Source organism: Acinetobacter sp. neg1, from assembly GCF_000788125.1.
Lineage (GTDB): Bacteria > Pseudomonadota > Gammaproteobacteria > Pseudomonadales > Moraxellaceae > Acinetobacter > Acinetobacter vivianii.
Genome location: NZ_JSZD01000020.1, coordinates 296,873 through 312,717 on the forward strand (window position 1 = coordinate 296,873; position 15,845 = coordinate 312,717).

At 41.0% G+C, this 15,845-nt stretch carries 21 protein-coding genes; 5 read left to right on the top strand and 16 right to left on the bottom strand.

All coding sequences use genetic code 11. From position 1 onward, the window contains the following. Position 1 precedes the first annotated feature (1 nt). The 3 genes from PJ15_RS15610 (at position 2) to PJ15_RS15615 (ending at position 1,023) form a co-directional block, all read left to right on the top strand. Positions 2 to 409 carry an NUDIX hydrolase gene (locus tag PJ15_RS15610; RefSeq protein ID WP_047432374.1) on the top strand — a complete coding sequence of 136 codons (408 nt, stop codon included), beginning with the start codon at positions 2 to 4 and terminating at the stop codon, positions 407 to 409. 105 nt (positions 410 to 514) lie between these two features. Further along, entirely contained in the window at positions 515 to 646 is a 132-nt protein-coding gene (locus PJ15_RS18900) for a KGW motif small protein (protein ID WP_264673642.1), read from the top strand. Between the two features lie 62 nt (positions 647 to 708). Beyond that, a complete protein-coding gene (locus tag PJ15_RS15615) occupies positions 709 to 1,023 on the top strand; it encodes an NGG1p interacting factor 3 protein, NIF3 (RefSeq protein WP_047432377.1) in 315 nt (104 codons plus the stop codon). Here the strand turns inward: PJ15_RS15615 and PJ15_RS15620 are convergent. Continuing rightward, complete coding sequence (locus tag PJ15_RS15620) at positions 1,017 to 2,171, bottom strand: glycerate kinase (protein WP_047432380.1); 1,155 nt, start codon at positions 2,169 to 2,171, stop codon at positions 1,017 to 1,019. The two genes, PJ15_RS15615 and PJ15_RS15620, sit on opposite strands and share 7 nt — an antisense overlap. A gap of 130 nt (positions 2,172 to 2,301) precedes the next feature. Then, positions 2,302 to 3,102, bottom strand: coding sequence for an enoyl-CoA hydratase-related protein (locus PJ15_RS15625; protein WP_047432383.1), 801 nt, complete (start codon positions 3,100 to 3,102; stop codon positions 2,302 to 2,304). Positions 3,103 to 3,209: 107 nt separating this feature from the next. Between PJ15_RS15625 and PJ15_RS15630 the strand changes: the two genes are divergently transcribed. Next, entirely contained in the window at positions 3,210 to 3,782 is a 573-nt protein-coding gene (locus tag PJ15_RS15630; protein WP_171248617.1) for a nicotinate-nicotinamide nucleotide adenylyltransferase, read from the top strand. A 13-nt stretch (positions 3,783 to 3,795) separates the two neighbouring features. Here PJ15_RS15630 and PJ15_RS15635 read toward each other — a convergent pair whose 3' ends face one another. The 8 genes from PJ15_RS15635 to dapD all read right to left on the bottom strand — a co-directional run bounded on the left by PJ15_RS15635 (position 3,796) and on the right by dapD (position 8,983). After that, on the bottom strand, positions 3,796 to 4,158 hold the full coding sequence (locus PJ15_RS15635) for a glyoxalase superfamily protein (RefSeq protein ID WP_047432386.1): 363 nt from the start codon (positions 4,156 to 4,158) through the stop codon (positions 3,796 to 3,798). Positions 4,159 to 4,170: 12 nt separating this feature from the next. Further along, positions 4,171 to 4,737, bottom strand: coding sequence for a CAP domain-containing protein (locus tag PJ15_RS15640; protein WP_047432388.1), 567 nt, complete (start codon positions 4,735 to 4,737; stop codon positions 4,171 to 4,173). A gap of 116 nt (positions 4,738 to 4,853) precedes the next feature. Further along, positions 4,854 to 5,315 (bottom strand): peroxiredoxin, encoded by a 462-nt coding sequence (locus PJ15_RS15645; RefSeq protein ID WP_047432391.1) that lies wholly within the window; start codon positions 5,313 to 5,315, stop codon positions 4,854 to 4,856. 19 nt (positions 5,316 to 5,334) lie between these two features. Further along, positions 5,335 to 6,021, bottom strand: a complete 687-nt coding sequence (locus PJ15_RS15650) for a diphthine--ammonia ligase (RefSeq protein WP_047432394.1) — start codon at positions 6,019 to 6,021, stop codon at positions 5,335 to 5,337. A gap of 94 nt (positions 6,022 to 6,115) precedes the next feature. Beyond that, positions 6,116 to 6,538, bottom strand: coding sequence for a hypothetical protein (locus PJ15_RS15655; protein ID WP_005292853.1), 423 nt, complete (start codon positions 6,536 to 6,538; stop codon positions 6,116 to 6,118). A gap of 32 nt (positions 6,539 to 6,570) precedes the next feature. Beyond that, positions 6,571 to 7,239, bottom strand: a complete 669-nt coding sequence (gene queC / locus PJ15_RS15660; RefSeq protein WP_199949367.1) for a 7-cyano-7-deazaguanine synthase QueC — start codon at positions 7,237 to 7,239, stop codon at positions 6,571 to 6,573. Positions 7,240 to 7,315: 76 nt separating this feature from the next. Next, positions 7,316 to 8,026 carry a 7-carboxy-7-deazaguanine synthase QueE gene (gene queE / locus PJ15_RS15665; protein WP_005151835.1) on the bottom strand — a complete coding sequence of 237 codons (711 nt, stop codon included), beginning with the start codon at positions 8,024 to 8,026 and terminating at the stop codon, positions 7,316 to 7,318. 135 nt (positions 8,027 to 8,161) lie between these two features. Beyond that, positions 8,162 to 8,983 (bottom strand): 2,3,4,5-tetrahydropyridine-2,6-dicarboxylate N-succinyltransferase, encoded by an 822-nt coding sequence (gene dapD / locus PJ15_RS15670; protein WP_004771483.1) that lies wholly within the window; start codon positions 8,981 to 8,983, stop codon positions 8,162 to 8,164. A 289-nt stretch (positions 8,984 to 9,272) separates the two neighbouring features. On the opposite strand from dapD, the gene carO reads away from it, so the two are divergent. Further along, positions 9,273 to 10,022 (top strand): ornithine uptake porin CarO, encoded by a 750-nt coding sequence (gene carO / locus PJ15_RS15675; protein WP_005256807.1) that lies wholly within the window; start codon positions 9,273 to 9,275, stop codon positions 10,020 to 10,022. 102 nt (positions 10,023 to 10,124) lie between these two features. Here the strand turns inward: carO and PJ15_RS15680 are convergent, their stop codons facing one another. The 6 genes from PJ15_RS15680 to PJ15_RS15705 all read right to left on the bottom strand — a co-directional run bounded on the left by PJ15_RS15680 (position 10,125) and on the right by PJ15_RS15705 (position 15,637). After that, entirely contained in the window at positions 10,125 to 11,048 is a 924-nt protein-coding gene (locus PJ15_RS15680; protein WP_004771487.1) for a CysB family HTH-type transcriptional regulator, read from the bottom strand. A 76-nt stretch (positions 11,049 to 11,124) separates the two neighbouring features. Further along, positions 11,125 to 12,195 carry a sulfate/molybdate ABC transporter ATP-binding protein gene (locus PJ15_RS15685; RefSeq protein ID WP_047432401.1) on the bottom strand — a complete coding sequence of 357 codons (1,071 nt, stop codon included), beginning with the start codon at positions 12,193 to 12,195 and terminating at the stop codon, positions 11,125 to 11,127. An 11-nt stretch (positions 12,196 to 12,206) separates the two neighbouring features. Beyond that, on the bottom strand, positions 12,207 to 13,091 hold the full coding sequence (gene cysW / locus PJ15_RS15690) for a sulfate ABC transporter permease subunit CysW (RefSeq protein WP_047432404.1): 885 nt from the start codon (positions 13,089 to 13,091) through the stop codon (positions 12,207 to 12,209). Then, positions 13,088 to 13,921 (bottom strand): sulfate ABC transporter permease subunit CysT, encoded by an 834-nt coding sequence (gene cysT, locus PJ15_RS15695; RefSeq protein ID WP_047432406.1) that lies wholly within the window; start codon positions 13,919 to 13,921, stop codon positions 13,088 to 13,090. The genes cysW and cysT overlap by 4 nt, the downstream gene beginning before the upstream one ends. Before the next feature lie 74 nt (positions 13,922 to 13,995). Further along, positions 13,996 to 14,598 carry an RBBP9/YdeN family alpha/beta hydrolase gene (locus PJ15_RS15700; RefSeq protein ID WP_047432408.1) on the bottom strand — a complete coding sequence of 201 codons (603 nt, stop codon included), beginning with the start codon at positions 14,596 to 14,598 and terminating at the stop codon, positions 13,996 to 13,998. Between the two features lie 31 nt (positions 14,599 to 14,629). Beyond that, complete coding sequence (locus tag PJ15_RS15705) at positions 14,630 to 15,637, bottom strand: sulfate ABC transporter substrate-binding protein (protein ID WP_047432410.1); 1,008 nt, start codon at positions 15,635 to 15,637, stop codon at positions 14,630 to 14,632. Between the last annotated feature and the right edge of the window lie 208 nt (positions 15,638 to 15,845).

Sequence of the window (15,845 nt, forward strand, 5' to 3'; positions counted from 1 at the left end):
TATGAAAAAAGTTGTTCCAGTAATTTTAAGACATCAAAAGCATGGCTTGGAAATATTGGCTTTTCGGCATCCACTTGCAGGGGTTCAATTGGTTAAAGGGACAATAGAGCAAAAGGAAAAATATGATGAAGCTGCAATCCGTGAATTATTTGAAGAAGCAGGGTTAAATGCTAAAGCAAATCCCAAGTTTATGGGGAATTTAAAACTCAAATCTAATCAGCAAGATTGGTATTTCTATTTATGTGAAGTCAACGCAGATTTAGCTGAAACTTGGATACATCATTGTCAGGATGACGGTGGCTTAGATTTTGAGTTCTTTTGGTTTCCTTTAAATCAAAAGCCAAATGAGAGTTGGCATCAGAGCTTTCAGGAAGCATTGGCATTTTTGAGAGAGAAGCTAATTATTTAATATGATTACAGAGCATCCATTCTTTATATTAGTATTACATCTTTTCTAATTGGCTCAATTCTTGCTTCTCATATTTCAATAATAAATAAGATATGAGAGAGCAACATGATGAAAAATGAAAACTATTTGAGAGCAAGCCATTCAAAAGACAAAGGCTGGTTTTGGTTTGGCTTAACTGTGCTTATTCAGCTGCTATTTATCATCGTGAGTTATCTCCTTATCAATCTTCCACTTTGATTGTTCAGCTTTTATCACGTTATGATTGAAATCTCATTGATTTCGATTTGAGTCATTTTACGATGCTAAAGCTGATTTATTACGTGCCAGAATCTCATTTGGAATCTACCAAACAAGCAATCTTTGAAGCAGGTGCGGGTGGAATTGGAAACTACGAATATTGTGCTTGGCAAGTCAAAGGCATTGGGCAATTCAAGCCTGTAAAAGGTGCAGATCCTTTTTTAGGACAATTGGATAAACTCGAGCAGCTTGAAGAATGGCGAGTTGAAACCATTGTCACAGAAGAAAAGGCCAGTGCAGTAGCAAAAGCTTTAAAGGCAAGCCATCCTTATGAAGAGCCTGCCTTTGAGTTTATCCAGATTTTAGAGATTCATTGATTTTGATTAGGTTTAATTAAACTGGCCAGAATTAATCGGGCGATATCGGTTGTCCGTGCACGAATCAGCTCTGCTGCATTTTGACAGGCTTCTTCTAGACTGGTTGGGCCTGAGGTTAAAGAAAAGGCAGCCCTAATACCGTGCTCATACAAAGCTTGATAGTTTTGCCCAAGCGTTCCTGCAATTACAATCACAGGAATATTGGTTGCTTGTGCTATTTTGGCGACACCGAAAGGGGTTTTACCATTTAAAGTCTGCTCATCAAACTTTCCTTCACCTGTAATCACCCAATCCGCGTCTTGGATTTTTTCTGCAAGCTGGTTCAGGTCTGCAATCACTTCCACACCCGATCTAAACTCGGCTTGTAAGTAAGTTTTTGCAGCAAAACCAAGTCCACCTGCTGCTCCCGCACCAGCTTCATTGCGTTGATCAATGCCAAGCAATTGTGTTGTGACATCAGCAAAATGTGACAATGCTTGATCCAGTTCAAGTACCTGATTTGGTGAAGCACCTTTTTGCGGGCCAAAAATATGAGATGCACCATTAGGGCCGCAAAGTGGATTGGTCACATCAGCAGCCAATAAAAATTTAGTTTGTTGAATCCGTGGATTAAAATTCTCCATATTGATCTGTACCAGATTTTGCAGGGCAAGACCACCAGCAGGCAAGATTTGATGATCTGCATCTAAAAACTTAGCGCCTAAAGCAGATAAAAGCCCCGTACCAGCATCATTGGTTGCGCTGCCACCCACAGTCAATACTATTTCTTTTGCACCTGCATCCAAAGCAGCGAGGATCAGCTCACCTGTACCAAATGTACTGCTGATACATGCATCACGTTCTGAGGGATGCACCAATTGGATACCACTGGCTTGAGCCATTTCAATGATGGCAATTTTTTCAGTTTCTAACCAGCCCCATTTTGCTAATACGGGTTGCCCAAGTGGGCCTTGTACCATCTGCTCACGCCATTGACCTGAACAAGCCGCTAAAACAGCTTCAATTGATCCTTCACCGCCATCTGCCATTGGGCAAGTGATGATTTCTGCATTAGGAAAAACCTGTTGCCAACCTAAAGCAATCGCTTCTGCAACATCATGCGCAGATAAGCTGTCTTTAAAAGAGTCTGGAGCAATGACGACTTTCATATTTTTGAAATTTAGTTTTAATCAGAATCGAGCTTAGACGGTCTATTCGTAAATATCTATATGGATACACAAAATAAAAAACCACTTAACTTTTAGGCTAAGTGGTTTGTTCTAATGATTAATGCAGTGATTAATTGAACTGAGAAAAATCAGGTTTACGCTTTTGCATAAAGGCTTGTACCGCTTCCATCATTTCTGGTGAGCGTACACGTTGCATGAAAATTTCAGCTTCATCATCGACACATGCAATGATATCTGCCAAGTCTTGTTTCATGAGTGCTTTAGTTTGTTTGATCGAAGCCAATGGTAATGCTGCTAAATGTTGCGCTGTCTTTTGCGCTGTCGCATACACATCTTCAACCACATCATTGACTAGATTTGCTTGTACCGCAGTTGCTGCATCAAATTTTTTCGCTGTGAATAATAACTCGGCTGCTTTTTGATAGCCTGCCTGTTTTACCAATAAACGACTTGCTGCACCTTCTGGAGATAAACCAAGGCTAACAAATGGAATCTGGAACAGAGCAGTGTTATCTGCAAATACCATATCCGCATGTAATAGAATCGTGACACCAATTCCGATTGCGACACCTTTCACCGCAATAATGAGGGGTTTTGAAAAACGAGCGGCTGCTTTTAATAATACAAATGGAGGTTGATCGCCAGCTTTGCCTTCATGTGGCTTTTGAATAAAGCCCATAAAGTCTTTCATGTCATTACCCGCCGTAAAGTCTTGTTCTGCACCGCGGAAAATTACCACGCGAACCTCTTTATCTGCATCGGCTTCATCCAAAGCTTTTGCGATCCAAAGATAAAGTTCGCCATAGAGTGCATTTTTTGCTTCTGAACGGTTAATGGCTAAGGTGAGTACGCCATCTTCTAAATTTGCTTGCAAATGTTGATGAGGTTGTTGAATACAGCTAAGTGTCATCGTACTATCCTTGCTTTAATCCAGATTGATTTTAAGTGCCCTCATTATGTCGCATATTTATTAGAATGGCGCAACTGATGAGTTCACAAAAAAGTGAAATTAAGCCTATGTACACATTTGACTATCTTGTTTTTATTGGACGCTTCCAGCCATTTCATTTTGCACATATGCAAACCATTGAAATTGCATTACAAAAAAGTCAAAACGTGATCTTGGCTTTGGGTTCGGCTCAATCGGAACGGAATATCAAAAATCCTTTTCTGGCGATTGAGCGTGAGCAAATGATCTTGTCGAACTTTTCTGAGCAAGATCAAAAGCGAATTCATTTTGTCCATGTGGTCGATGTCTATAACGATGAGAAATGGGTCAAACAGGTCAAAGACTTGGTCAATGGCGTGATTCAGCCAAATGCAAAAGTCGGTTTAATCGGTCATTTTAAGGATGAATCTTCCTATTATTTACGTTTATTTCCTGAGTGGCAGATGGTGGAACTGGAGAGTTTGAAAGATTCCATTTCAGCAACACCAATGCGTGAAGCCTATTATCGTGGTGAGATTCAAACTGAGTTTTTCCCTGAAGGGACAATCCAGTTCTTGAGCGAATTTCAAAAATCGCCGATCTATCAGAAATTACAGCAAAAATTTAAGGATAATGACCGTTCCAATATCGATGAATCTTGAGACAAAGGGAAGATTAAGCATCTTCCCAAAAAATAATTCGATTTGAAAATGGATCGGTGATACTCAGCTCCAATGTTTCCCAATCGGTTTTCTCTACTTGAGGCTTGGCAAATTTATAGTCTTTTGTATCCAGTTCCGCATGAAGCAAACTGAGATTCTCCCAATAAATACGAATGGCACTATGTGGGCTGGCATCACCAAAATGCTCAGTTAAATGAATGATGCAATCCTCTTTGGAAATCTGTAGATAAAGCGGGAAGTTATCCCCAAAAGTATGTTGCCAGTCGAGTTGGAAGCCCAAATAGTCCAGATAAAATGATTGGGCAAGTTCGACATCAAAAATACGGAGAATGGGGGTAATTGAGCCAGATTGCATGCTTATTCCTTTTTATCGAACACCAAATTGTTGAGTCCAATAACTTTTTTGTTTCGCTGATTGGTCAACTGTACAGGCTAGCGCGTAGTCTGTAAATTTTGGATGCATCAAATTGCGACAATGCACGGGGCTTGCCAGCCATGTTGCCATCACCTCATTTAAGTTATTTTGTCCACGCGCCACATTTTCTCCACCACCGTGGCCTTTAAATTGTGTCTTTAAACGACTTCTAAAATCGTGACCTGCACTACTGACGTGTCCGAGCATGTTGTGTTGTGCCATATCTTGTGCATGAGCAAAAGCACTTTGGGATAAAGCATTATTCCATTTTAAGGGTGCAACTGCTGGAAAATGTTGTCCACCACATTGTCTTGGCTGCTGTCGAATTTGATTGATTGCATTCAGAATCACCTGCTGATAGGCAGGATTTTGTATATCTTGGCAGCGTATTGTGGCACTTGATTTATCTATTTGCGCTACGTTGAAGGATTGCTGTTGTGATGTTGCAGGTGTGCTTGTACTACACGCTGATAAGAACATGAGACAGCTAAGGCTAGGAAGTAGTTTTAGAGGATTCATTTTCAGTATCTTTTAATTATTTTTAATTTTCTTATCATACGCTAAGCACAAAGTGGACATCAATTTGTCTGAATAAAAAAAGCGGATATGGAATCCGCTTTTTTCACTGAATCATCTTAAGCTGTTTGTAAGGCTTTTAGGTCTTCTAACACTTGTTCTGCATGTCCAGCCGCTTTGACTTTACGGTAGCTTTTCACTAACTGTTTGTTATGGAAAATAAAGGTTGAGCGTTCAATGCCCATCACCTGTTTGCCATACATATTTTTTTCTTTAATCACGTCGAAATGTTTGCACAGCACTTCTTCTTTGTCACTGATTAAATCGATGCTGAGTGCTTGTTTTTCTGTAAAGTTCTGATGTGCTTTAACTGAATCACGTGATACACCAATAATCTGGCAGTTTAAAGCATCAAACTGATCTTTTAAGCAAGAAAAGCCTACCGCCTGAGTGGTACAACCAGGGGTTGAATCTTTAGGGTAGAAGTAGAGTACCAACCATTCACTGCTGATTTCAGCAAGATTGATTTCACCTTGTGTGGTTAGGAAAACATGATTGGGTAATTGAATATTCTCAGACATTGTTCATCCTTCGATAAAATTAGTTTTGCTCAAGCTCAAGCGGTAAAAAAGCATATTCCTCATGATAAACAATATCGCCGTTTCGTACAGGAATAGCTTTGTTAAAAATAGGTCCATCAATCACAGTGGTGTGAAATTCGCCACCTTCACCACATGGATCAACGCCACGATCTTCCAATTCCTGAATATAGTCCAAGGTTAAAATCTTACCTAGATCTTCAACTTGCATACCTAGTTTCAGGTTGACTGTCACGATGACACTCTTGAATCCTAAATTGATAAATTCTTCGACCACTTCACGGTGAGGGCGTAACCAAAGTGGCATTCCCAGTTTTAGCCCCACTTGCTGGGTGATCCGATCATGCCAGCAACCATGCTCAGGCATATCAAGATCACCCGTTACCAATACTTCTGCACCATGTTGTTTAGCTTGATCGAGTAGCGCAATGAATTTTGTTTCATAATCAGCCCAACTTGAAGATGTCATATACACGGGTAAAGCAATCGCATCTGCTTGTGCGCGGATAATATCCAGCGGCATCGCATGAGAACGAGAACGCTGACCTTGTTCTTCCAGCATGACAATTAGCCCAATCACAGTGCCTGTTTGCATCGCATGATATAGGGCGAGGGAACTGTCTTTACCACCACTGAACGAGACAATAGATTGTCGTTGCTCGGCATTGGTTTTCCATTGATCTTGCATGGTGTTATTCAACTGATTCTAGATAAAGGGGATTTTAACAAAGCCCAATAAAAAAGCCTGCATAAATGCAGGCTTTGTTTTCAACAATTCAGGCTTATTTTTTTGGAGCCTGTTGTTGCTGTTGAGCAGCTTTCATTGCTTCTTCAGTTAGTTTCTCTAACTTGGTCACAAGTGGAGCACCTAAACAAGCTTGTAAGTCTTTATTTTGCTGTTGTACAAAACCTAAAGAGCTTGGGCTTTTCTTCGCATTGATTGCGCTCTGGATTTCCCATTTTTGTGCTTCAGTTACTTTACCTTGAGCATCAATTTGGCAACCACAGAACTTGCTAACTTCAGCCGCTGTTAATTTACCGCCTTTTGCAGTCTGGTCTTTACATACGTTGACCAATGCTGCTTTTACATTGGTACTTTTATACGCAGTTTGTAATGGATTATCAGCTGCGTGAGTTGCTGTCGCAAAAAGTGCAGCAGCTGACATCATTGTAGATAGAATAAGATTTGATTTAGAAAACTTCATATAATGTACCTAATTTTTTACCCTAATATCGATTATTCAGCGTAACGCGTAGGATCCGCAATACCTGCTTCGATAAAACCTTGTTGACGTAAACGACAACTGTCGCATTTGCCACATGCACGTCCTTGAGCATCTGCCTGATAGCAGGATACCGTTTGACTGTAGTCTACGCCATGTTCGATGCCTAAGCGTATAATATTCGCTTTGGATAAATGTAACAAAGGTGTTTCTATTTTAAGAGGTTTTCCTTCAACGCCTGCTTTGGTTGCTAAATGTGCAAGATTGGCAAAAGCGTCAATAAATTCTGGGCGACAATCAGGATATCCTGAATAATCAACAGCATTGATGCCAATTACGATGGCAGCAGCGTCAAAAACTTCGGCCGCAGCAAGGGCATAAGATAAGAAAATTGTGTTACGTGCTGGAACATAAGTTACAGGAATCCCTTCTTGTAATTGTTCTGGGACTTCAATGTTATGATCTGTAAGCGCAGACCCACCTAAATTGCCTAAATCAATGTTAATGATGCGGTGTTCTACACCTGCACGTTGAGCCAGCGCTTTGGCTGCATCAAGTTCAGTGGTTGAACGTTGACCGTACATAAAGCTTAAGGCGATACATTCATAATTTGCCTGTGCCCAAGCAAGACACGTTGTTGAGTCTAAGCCGCCAGACAATAATACGATGGCACGAGAACGCATATTATTTTCCATTATTCAACCTAAAATAAATTTGAGGAAAATCATTGCTGTTTTAAAGCATGATTTTCATGAGCTTTTAACGACCAGATTCATCATTCCATAACAGTTTGTGTAACTGTAACTGGAAGCGAACAGGGAGATGGTCTTCTAAAATCCACTGGGCCAAGTCACGCGCCAATGCTGGCAGGGCAACTGCACCTTTTTCAACTGCAAAAGCAGGTGAGAACCAAACCGTACTCACTTTGTCTTGCAACTGAAATTGTTCAAGTTGTTGTTTTGACCATTCATAATCCGCACGATTACAGATCACAAATTTAATCTGGTCATGTGGGGTGAGATGGTCAAGATTACTATATAAGTTACGGTGATCTTCTTTTGAAGTTGGCGTTTTTAAATCCAGAACTTTTGAAACACGTGGGTCAACCTTGGAAACATCCAGAGCGCCACTAGTTTCGAGCGAAACCTGAAAACCAAGATCACACAGACGTTGTAACAGAATCAAACAGTTGGGTTGTGCAAGCGGTTCACCGCCTGTGACACAAATATAAGGTGTTTTATGCTGGCTCGCTGTTTCGATAATCTGTTCAAGTGATAAACGTTCACCGCCTTCAAAAGAGTAGGTGGTATCGCAATAACTACAGCGTAACGGGCAACCTGTTAATCGAATAAAAACAGTCGGTAGACCAAACGTATTCGCTTCGCCTTGCAAAGAGTAAAAGATCTCCGTGATGCGTAAACCAGCCGCAGGATCAGAGACAGGAATTGCAGAAGAACGTAAGGAAGCCATAAACAGTTACCACAAACAGGTGCCACACAAGCAGAATGCTACATAAAAAACAAAATCTCTACGACCATGACTGATCGTAGAGACGAGGAGCGACAGAAGCTCCGAGGAACCATTAAGTTCCGTATATATTACAAATTAGTCAGCGCGTAATAAATCGTTCAAGCTGGTTTTTGCACGTGTTTTTGCATCCACTTTTTTCACGATGATTGCAGCATATAAGCTGTAAGTACCGCATTTTGATGGAAGGCTACCCGCAACAACCACAGAACCTGCTGGTACGCGGCCATAGTGAACTTCACCAGTTTCACGATCAAAGATTTTGGTTGATTGACCAATGAAAACGCCCATTGAAATCACAGAACCTTCTTCAACAATCACGCCTTCAACGATTTCAGAACGTGCACCGATGAAGCAGTTGTCTTCAATAATGGTTGGGTTTGCTTGTAAAGGTTCTAAAACACCACCGATACCAACGCCACCAGATAAGTGAACATTTTTACCGATTTGTGCACACGAACCTACAGTTGCCCATGTATCAACCATAGTGCCTTCATCTACATAAGCACCAATGTTGACATAAGATGGCATTAACACCACATTTTTAGCTTGGAAGCTACCACGACGAGCAACAGCAGGTGGTACGACACGTACGCCAGCAGCTTTGAATTGCTCTTCAGTCCAGCCTGAATATTTAGTATCTACTTTGTCATAGAAACGAAGATCACAAGCTTCGATAGGCTTATTGTCATTGAGTTTGAATGAAAGTAAAACGGCTTTTTTTAACCATTGGTGAACAACCCACTCACCATCGATTTTTTCAGCTACACGAAGTGTACCGTTATCTAAACCTGTCAAGGCTTCTTCTACAGCTTGACGGATTTCAGTTGGGCAGTCCGCTGCACTATAGTTGGCACGGTCTTCAAATGCTTGCTCAATGATTGCAGAAAGCTGAGACATGATCTTCCTTCTTCCAAAAAAATTTTGAAGATTTTACACTAATTTGTGACAAGAATCTTTGAAAAAAGTAGTTACAATATATTGTTTTAAATTTGAGCAACAAATCTGTAATAAAAATGGAGCCTATTGTTTTTTATCTATAATTTAGAAATACATAATTCCTTTGAATTTGTATCAAAAAATAACAAAAAGTAATCAGTTTCTGTATAAAAAAATAGCGTCATTTATTTTATCCTGTGTCCACAGTAACAATTATACTTTAAATAAGAGCATTTTTGAGGAGACTTCAATGAAAGCTTTGCGTGTTATGTTAGCAGCAGGTGCATTAACAGCGATTGCAGGCACTGCATTTGCAGCAGATGAACAAGTCGTGCAGGAATCTGTTTATGCATTTCCTTCATACTTAGATCCAGTTTCAGTTCGTGCTGAGGTAGGTACTACAGGTTACGGTGGTGCAATTTCATATAAAGTCAACCCATACGTGAGCTTAAGCCTTGGTTATAATGGTGGCGATATTTCTTGGTCAGATGATCTAAAAATTAATGGCTCTAAATATGACCTAGATATGGACAATAAAACAGCATATTTAAATGCTGAGATTCGTCCTTGGGGTACAAGTGCAAATATGTTTGCAAACTCATTATACGTCGCTACTGGTGTAGGTTATTTAGATAATGACTACAAACTTGATCGTCGTGTAAGTCAAGGTCGTAACTTCAGTGTGAACAATACTGACTTTAACGCAACTTCTGATGTACATATCGCAGGTAAAATGAGTTATAAAGATGATATCGCACCATATGTAGGTGTTGGTATTGCACCGCAAGTCTATAAAAACATTGGCGTGTTCGGTGAGGTTGGTGCTTACTATACTGGTAATCCAACAGCATCTTTACAAAACGTAAATGGTGGTACAGCTAGTAATGGTAGCGGTGCTAACTTGAATGATGAAATTGCGAAAGAAGAACGCAATATCGAAAACAAAAGTAAATATGAGTGGATGCCAGTTGCGAAAGTGGGTGTGAGCTTCAAGTTCTAATCCATGCATTCAACATAAAAAAACGAGCGTCATGCTCGTTTTTTTATACCTGCTCATCAGCAAAATAAAAGGCGCATCATGCGCCTTTTATTTTTAGATAATTTATTCTTCTGGATAAGCCACTCTTTTCAGAGCTTTAATATCTGTTTCTGGTGAGCATAAAGAAATAAATTCATAACCATAACCACGCAATAAATGGCCTTTACGTACTGCAATCCATGTCGTATTCACACCAAACACATCAGTCTTAATTTGTTGTAGGCGATAGTCACGTTCAGCATCATAAGCAACATCATTGACAATTCCGACACCCATATTTAGTTCAACATAGGTTTTAATCACGTCGGCATCAAGAGCTGACATCACGATGTCTGCGTGCAATTGTGCATCTTCAAAAGCTTTATCAATTTTAGAGCGGCCTGTAAAACCACCATGATAAGTAATCAATGGGTATTCTGCTAAAACATCGAGGTTGATTTTATCTAGTTTTGCTAAAGGATGGTCTTTCGGCGTAATAATGCTATGGTGCCATTCATAATACGGCACACTTGCCAGATTTTCTTCTGTGGTTAACGATTCGGTTGCGATGCCGATATCAGCTTCACCTTGAAGGAGCATTTCTGCAATTTCAACAGGGCTGGCTTGTTGTAAAACTAAATGAACTTTCGGGAATAATTTTTTGAACTGGTTCACAATCGGCGGCAGTACATAACGCGCTTGTGTATGTGTTGTTGCAATCGTCAGTGTACCTTCGTCAACTTTATTAAAATCATCGGCGAGACGTTTAATATTATCGGCATCAACCAACATGCGCTCCACGATGCTCAATAATGACTGACCTGGTTCAGTCAGACCCAATAAGCGTTTACCTTTACGTACAAATAACTGTACACCTAATTCATCTTCTAAATCTTTGATGTGTTTACTGACACCAGATTGAGAGGTATACAAGGCCGCAGATGCTTCGGTTAAATTAAAGTTTTGGCGAACAGTTTCTCGAATAATTCTGAGTTGTTGAAAGTTCATAATCGTTTTTCCACATAAAAAGTGAGCATCGGCTAAATTTTCACAAGGATATTTTAGCCGCCCTCAAGATATTATTCTAAGCAACTTGCGTTGATTGATCTGCAAATAAATGAAGTTGAGCCGCACTGATCCAAACGGTTTGATTTGGTTTGAATTGATGTAAGTTCGCTTCTTCTACACTTAATAAAATTTCGATCGTTCGTCCACTACGATCTTGTAATTCAGCCACAACTCGACCTGCAATCCACACCTCACGTAAGAACGTTGCCTCAATGGTATTGGCTTGAGGTTGGGTGTGAATATGTAATTCATTTGGTCGTGCAAATGCAATCACTTTGCCTTGTGGTGCGTCTAATAGACTTGGTAGCTGAATACGATCATCACCGATACGGATAATACCGCCAGTATGCTCAGCTTCAAAACGATTTGCTTGACCAAGGAAATCAAAAACAAAAGGTGTTGCTGGTTTTTCATACACTGCACGTGGTGAACCAATTTGTTCGACATCACCTTTGTTCATCACGATGATTTGATCTGCAACTTCTAAAGCTTCTTCTTGATCGTGGGTCACAAAGATCGACGTGATATGCAGTTCATCATGTAAGGTACGTAACCAACGGCGTAATTCCTTGCGGACTTTCGCATCAAGCGCACCAAATGGTTCATCCAGTAATAAAACACGTGGTTCAACAGCTAGCGCACGAGCTAATGCAATACGTTGGCGTTGACCACCAGAAAGCTGAGCAGGGTAACGATCTGCCAAGAAACCAAGTTGCACCAGATCAAGTAAGCGTGTAACACGTTTTTTGATGTCAGCTTCCGAAGGGCGTGTTGCACGTGGTCGAACACGTAAGCCAAAGGCAATATTGTCGAAAACAGTCATGTGGCGGAACAGGGCATAGTGCTGGAATACAAAACCGACCTGACGCTCACGCACATGGATGTCGGTTGCATCTTCACCTTCAAGTAAAACCTGACCACCATCTGCAGATTCCAATCCTGCAATGATACGTAATAAGGTTGTTTTCCCGCAACCTGAAGGACCAAGTAGGGCAACCAGTTCACCTTCAGGAAAGTCCAAAGAGATATTTTTCAGCGCATGGAATGCACCAAAGTGTTTTTCAATATTTTTAACTTGAATACTCATGTGTTTATTCCTTAGTGATTGGGCTGATGTTTATTTGCTTGTTCTTGGCGGACTTCGAGCCACGTTTTCAAGATCAAAGTGAGAATCGCTAAAAATGCCAGTAACGATGACACAGCAAATGCAGCACTAAAGGTATATTCGTTATAAAGAATCTCGACGTGTAGCGGTAAGGTATTGGTTTGACCACGAATATGACCTGAAACCACGGATACTGCACCGAACTCACCCATTGCGCGGGCATTACACAGAATCACACCGTAAATCAGACCCCATTTGATATTGGGTAAAGTGACTCTCCAGAAGGTTTGCCAGCCTGAAGCACCGAGTACAATGGCAGCTTCTTCTTCCTCAGTCCCTTGTGCTTCCATTAAAGGAATTAACTCACGTGCTACGAAGGGAACAGTAATAAAAATGGTGGCTAATACAATCGCAGGTACGGCATACAAGATTTTGATGTCATGGTCCATTAACCAGCCACCCATCCAGCCTTGAGCACCAAAAATCAGGACTAACATCAAGCCAGCAATCACAGGTGAGACTGAAAATGGTATATCTATAATGGTGGTGAGAATGGCTTTACCACGAAAATGGAATTTTGCAACGGCCCATGCTGCTGCAACACCAAACACCACATTAATGGGTACGGCAATTGCGGCTGTAAGTAAGGTTAATTTTACTGCCGATAAGGTATCTGAATCGGTTAAGGCGTTGATATAAACGGCTAGGCCTTGTTTAAATGCTTCAACAAAGACCAAAATCAGAGGAAGCAGTAAGCAACTTAAGAAAAAGATTAAGGCCACACCGATTAAGCTATAACGTACCCATGTCGGTTCACGGGTTGCATCTCTGCTTTGCAGTTTGAGGGCTAAAGTGTTGCTGTTGGTATTTAAGCTCATTGTGCAACTCTCCCTGTGCGACGGCTTGCCCATGCTTGTACTAAGTTAATTAAAAATAGGATGGCAAATGACAGAACAAGCATAACCACAGCAATGGTCGTTGCACCTGCGTAATCGTATTCCTCTAAGCGAGAAATGATCATCAACGGTGCAATTTCTGTTTTATAAGGCTGGTTACCTGCAATGAAAATTACTGAACCATATTCACCGACACCACGTGCAAAAGCTAAAGCAAAACCTGTGAGTAAAGCGGGGAATAAAATCGGTAAAATGATTTTGGTAATGGTCTGCCAACGATTGGCACCCAAGGCAGAAGCTGCCTCTTCCAGTTCAGTTTCAATATCGCTTAATACGGGTTGTACGGTACGAACCACGAAAGGTAAACCAATAAAGATGAGTGCCAGTGTGATACCAATCGGGGTATAAGCTACTTCGATGCCGAGAGGGGACAGATATTGTCCAATCCAGCCTGTAGGTGCATATAAAGAGGTTAATGCGATACCTGCAACCGCAGTGGGTAGCGCGAAGGGTAAATCAACCAATGCATCAACGATTCTTTTACCTGGAAAGGTGTAGCGAACCAGACACCATGCCAGCAATAAGCCGAATACCACATTGACCAAAGCAGCAATCAATGCAGCACTAAAACTCAGTTGTAAAGACTTTAAAATTCGTTCTGAAGTTAAGATTTCCCATAAGCCATCCCATCCAATCCCTAAAGATTTGATAAAGACAGCAGATAAAGGAATAAGCACAATCAAAGACACGTAAGCGAGGGTGAAGCCTAATGAGAGACCAAACCCAGGCAGCACTCGGGAACGCTGCGACATGATGTTTCCTCAAAGAGAAATGTTTGCTAAAAAAGCAAATAAATAATGCGAATACTAAAAATACGGGGGCGGTGTTAGGCAAATTTCAGATTAAAATTTGCCTGACTCATTCGGGCGACGAGCTGCGTCTTTTTTTCAGGCAGCAAGTAGTTCAGAATCTCTGGGAAAGGGCCAAATCCGGAAGAAACATTAATATGACCAACAGGACCTAAATTAATGGGTGTCAATTTCCAAGCTTGTGCCAGTTGTAAGGCGTCGACATAACCTAGCCAAGGATCATTTTCGCTAATCAATAGTGTGGTTGGCACATCAATTTTGAGTTGCTGAAAATACTGTTGATAGTCCGTCAAACTATGGCGGGCAAAGCCAGCTTCACCAAAACGTGCAGGATTTGCAGGTGCAACTAACACTAGATTTTTTACTTTAGCTCGGAGTTCAGGGTGTTCCGCGAGCGCAGCGACACTGGTTAAGCAACCAAAGCTATGAGCAACGATTTGAACAGGTGCTGGGGCAGCAACAACCATTTTAACAAATTGGGCAACCCATTCACTGAGCACAGGACGATCCCAATGCTTCTGTTGAACGCGAGAGCTAGACACGAGTTGCTGTTGTAACCAAGACTGCCAATGCTGCGCTTCGCTACCACCTACACCTGGAACAATTACAGTATGAATCATGTCCGCTCTCCCTATTTACCCGCTGAGTAAATTATTTCCCTGAGTTGTTGAGTTTGACGATTTGGTCAAACACACCGCCGTTATCAAAGTGAGTCTTTTGTACTTTGGTCCAGCCGCCAAACTCTTGATCAATTGTCACAAGTTTGAGTGGTTTGAATACATTGCTATATTTCTTTAATACCGCTGCATTACGTGGGCGATAGAAATTACGTGCAGCAATCTCTTGACCTGCTGGTGAATACAGATAGTTCAAGTAACCACGAGCGATTTGTAAGTTACCTTTTTTCTCAGCATTTTTTTCTACAACTGCCACTGGTGGTTCTGCAAGAATTGACAGAGAAGGGGTAATGATTTCGAATTTGCCTGGTTGCTCACGTACTGCAAGGTAAGCTTCATTTTCCCAAGCCAGTAATACGTCACCAATACCGCGTTCAGCAAAGGTTGTGGTTGCACCACGGGCACCAGAGTCAAGAACTTTGGTTTGTTTGTAAATTTGACGAACAAATTCTTGTGCTTTGGCGTCGTTACCACCTTTTTGATGTTTAGCCCAAGCCCATGCACCTAAGTAGTTCCAACGTGCACCACCTGAAGTTTTCGGGTTTGGTGTAATGATTTCTACACCTGGTTTAATCAAGTCACCCCAATCTTTGATTTGTTTTGGGTTGCCTTTACGAACGAGGAAGACAATGGTTGAGGTATACGGCGTAGAGTTGTTCGGTAATTTCTTTTGCCAATCCGCTGGAAGTAATTTTGCATTTTGAGCAATTTCATCAATATCTGCTGCAAGCGCAAGTGTGACCACGTCTGCATTCAAGCCATCAATCACGGCACGGGCTTGTTTACCTGAGCCGCCGTGTGATTGTTTAAAGTCGATGTCTTGACCCGTACGTTGTTTCCAGAACGTACCGAATTGTTTATTGAAATCTGTATAGAGTTCACGAGTTGGGTCATAAGAAACGTTTAAGAATTCTTGTACCGCGAATGATGAAACGGAGAGTAATGCGGCAATGACGCCGACTTTAACTTGAGAAAAACGCATGGAAAACCCCTTAAAATCTAAATCACTGTTTGGAATATGTACGCAGCATAACGCCAGTTTTTTTGCAAAAAAAATAATTAAAATCGAATTTGTTATGAAAAAAATAGAAATAGTTAAAAGAGATAAGCTTTGCTGAATTATTGATAAATAAGAAATTTTTAATTCCGGCTTTTAATTGTTATACTCATTTAAAATCAATGGCTTATTT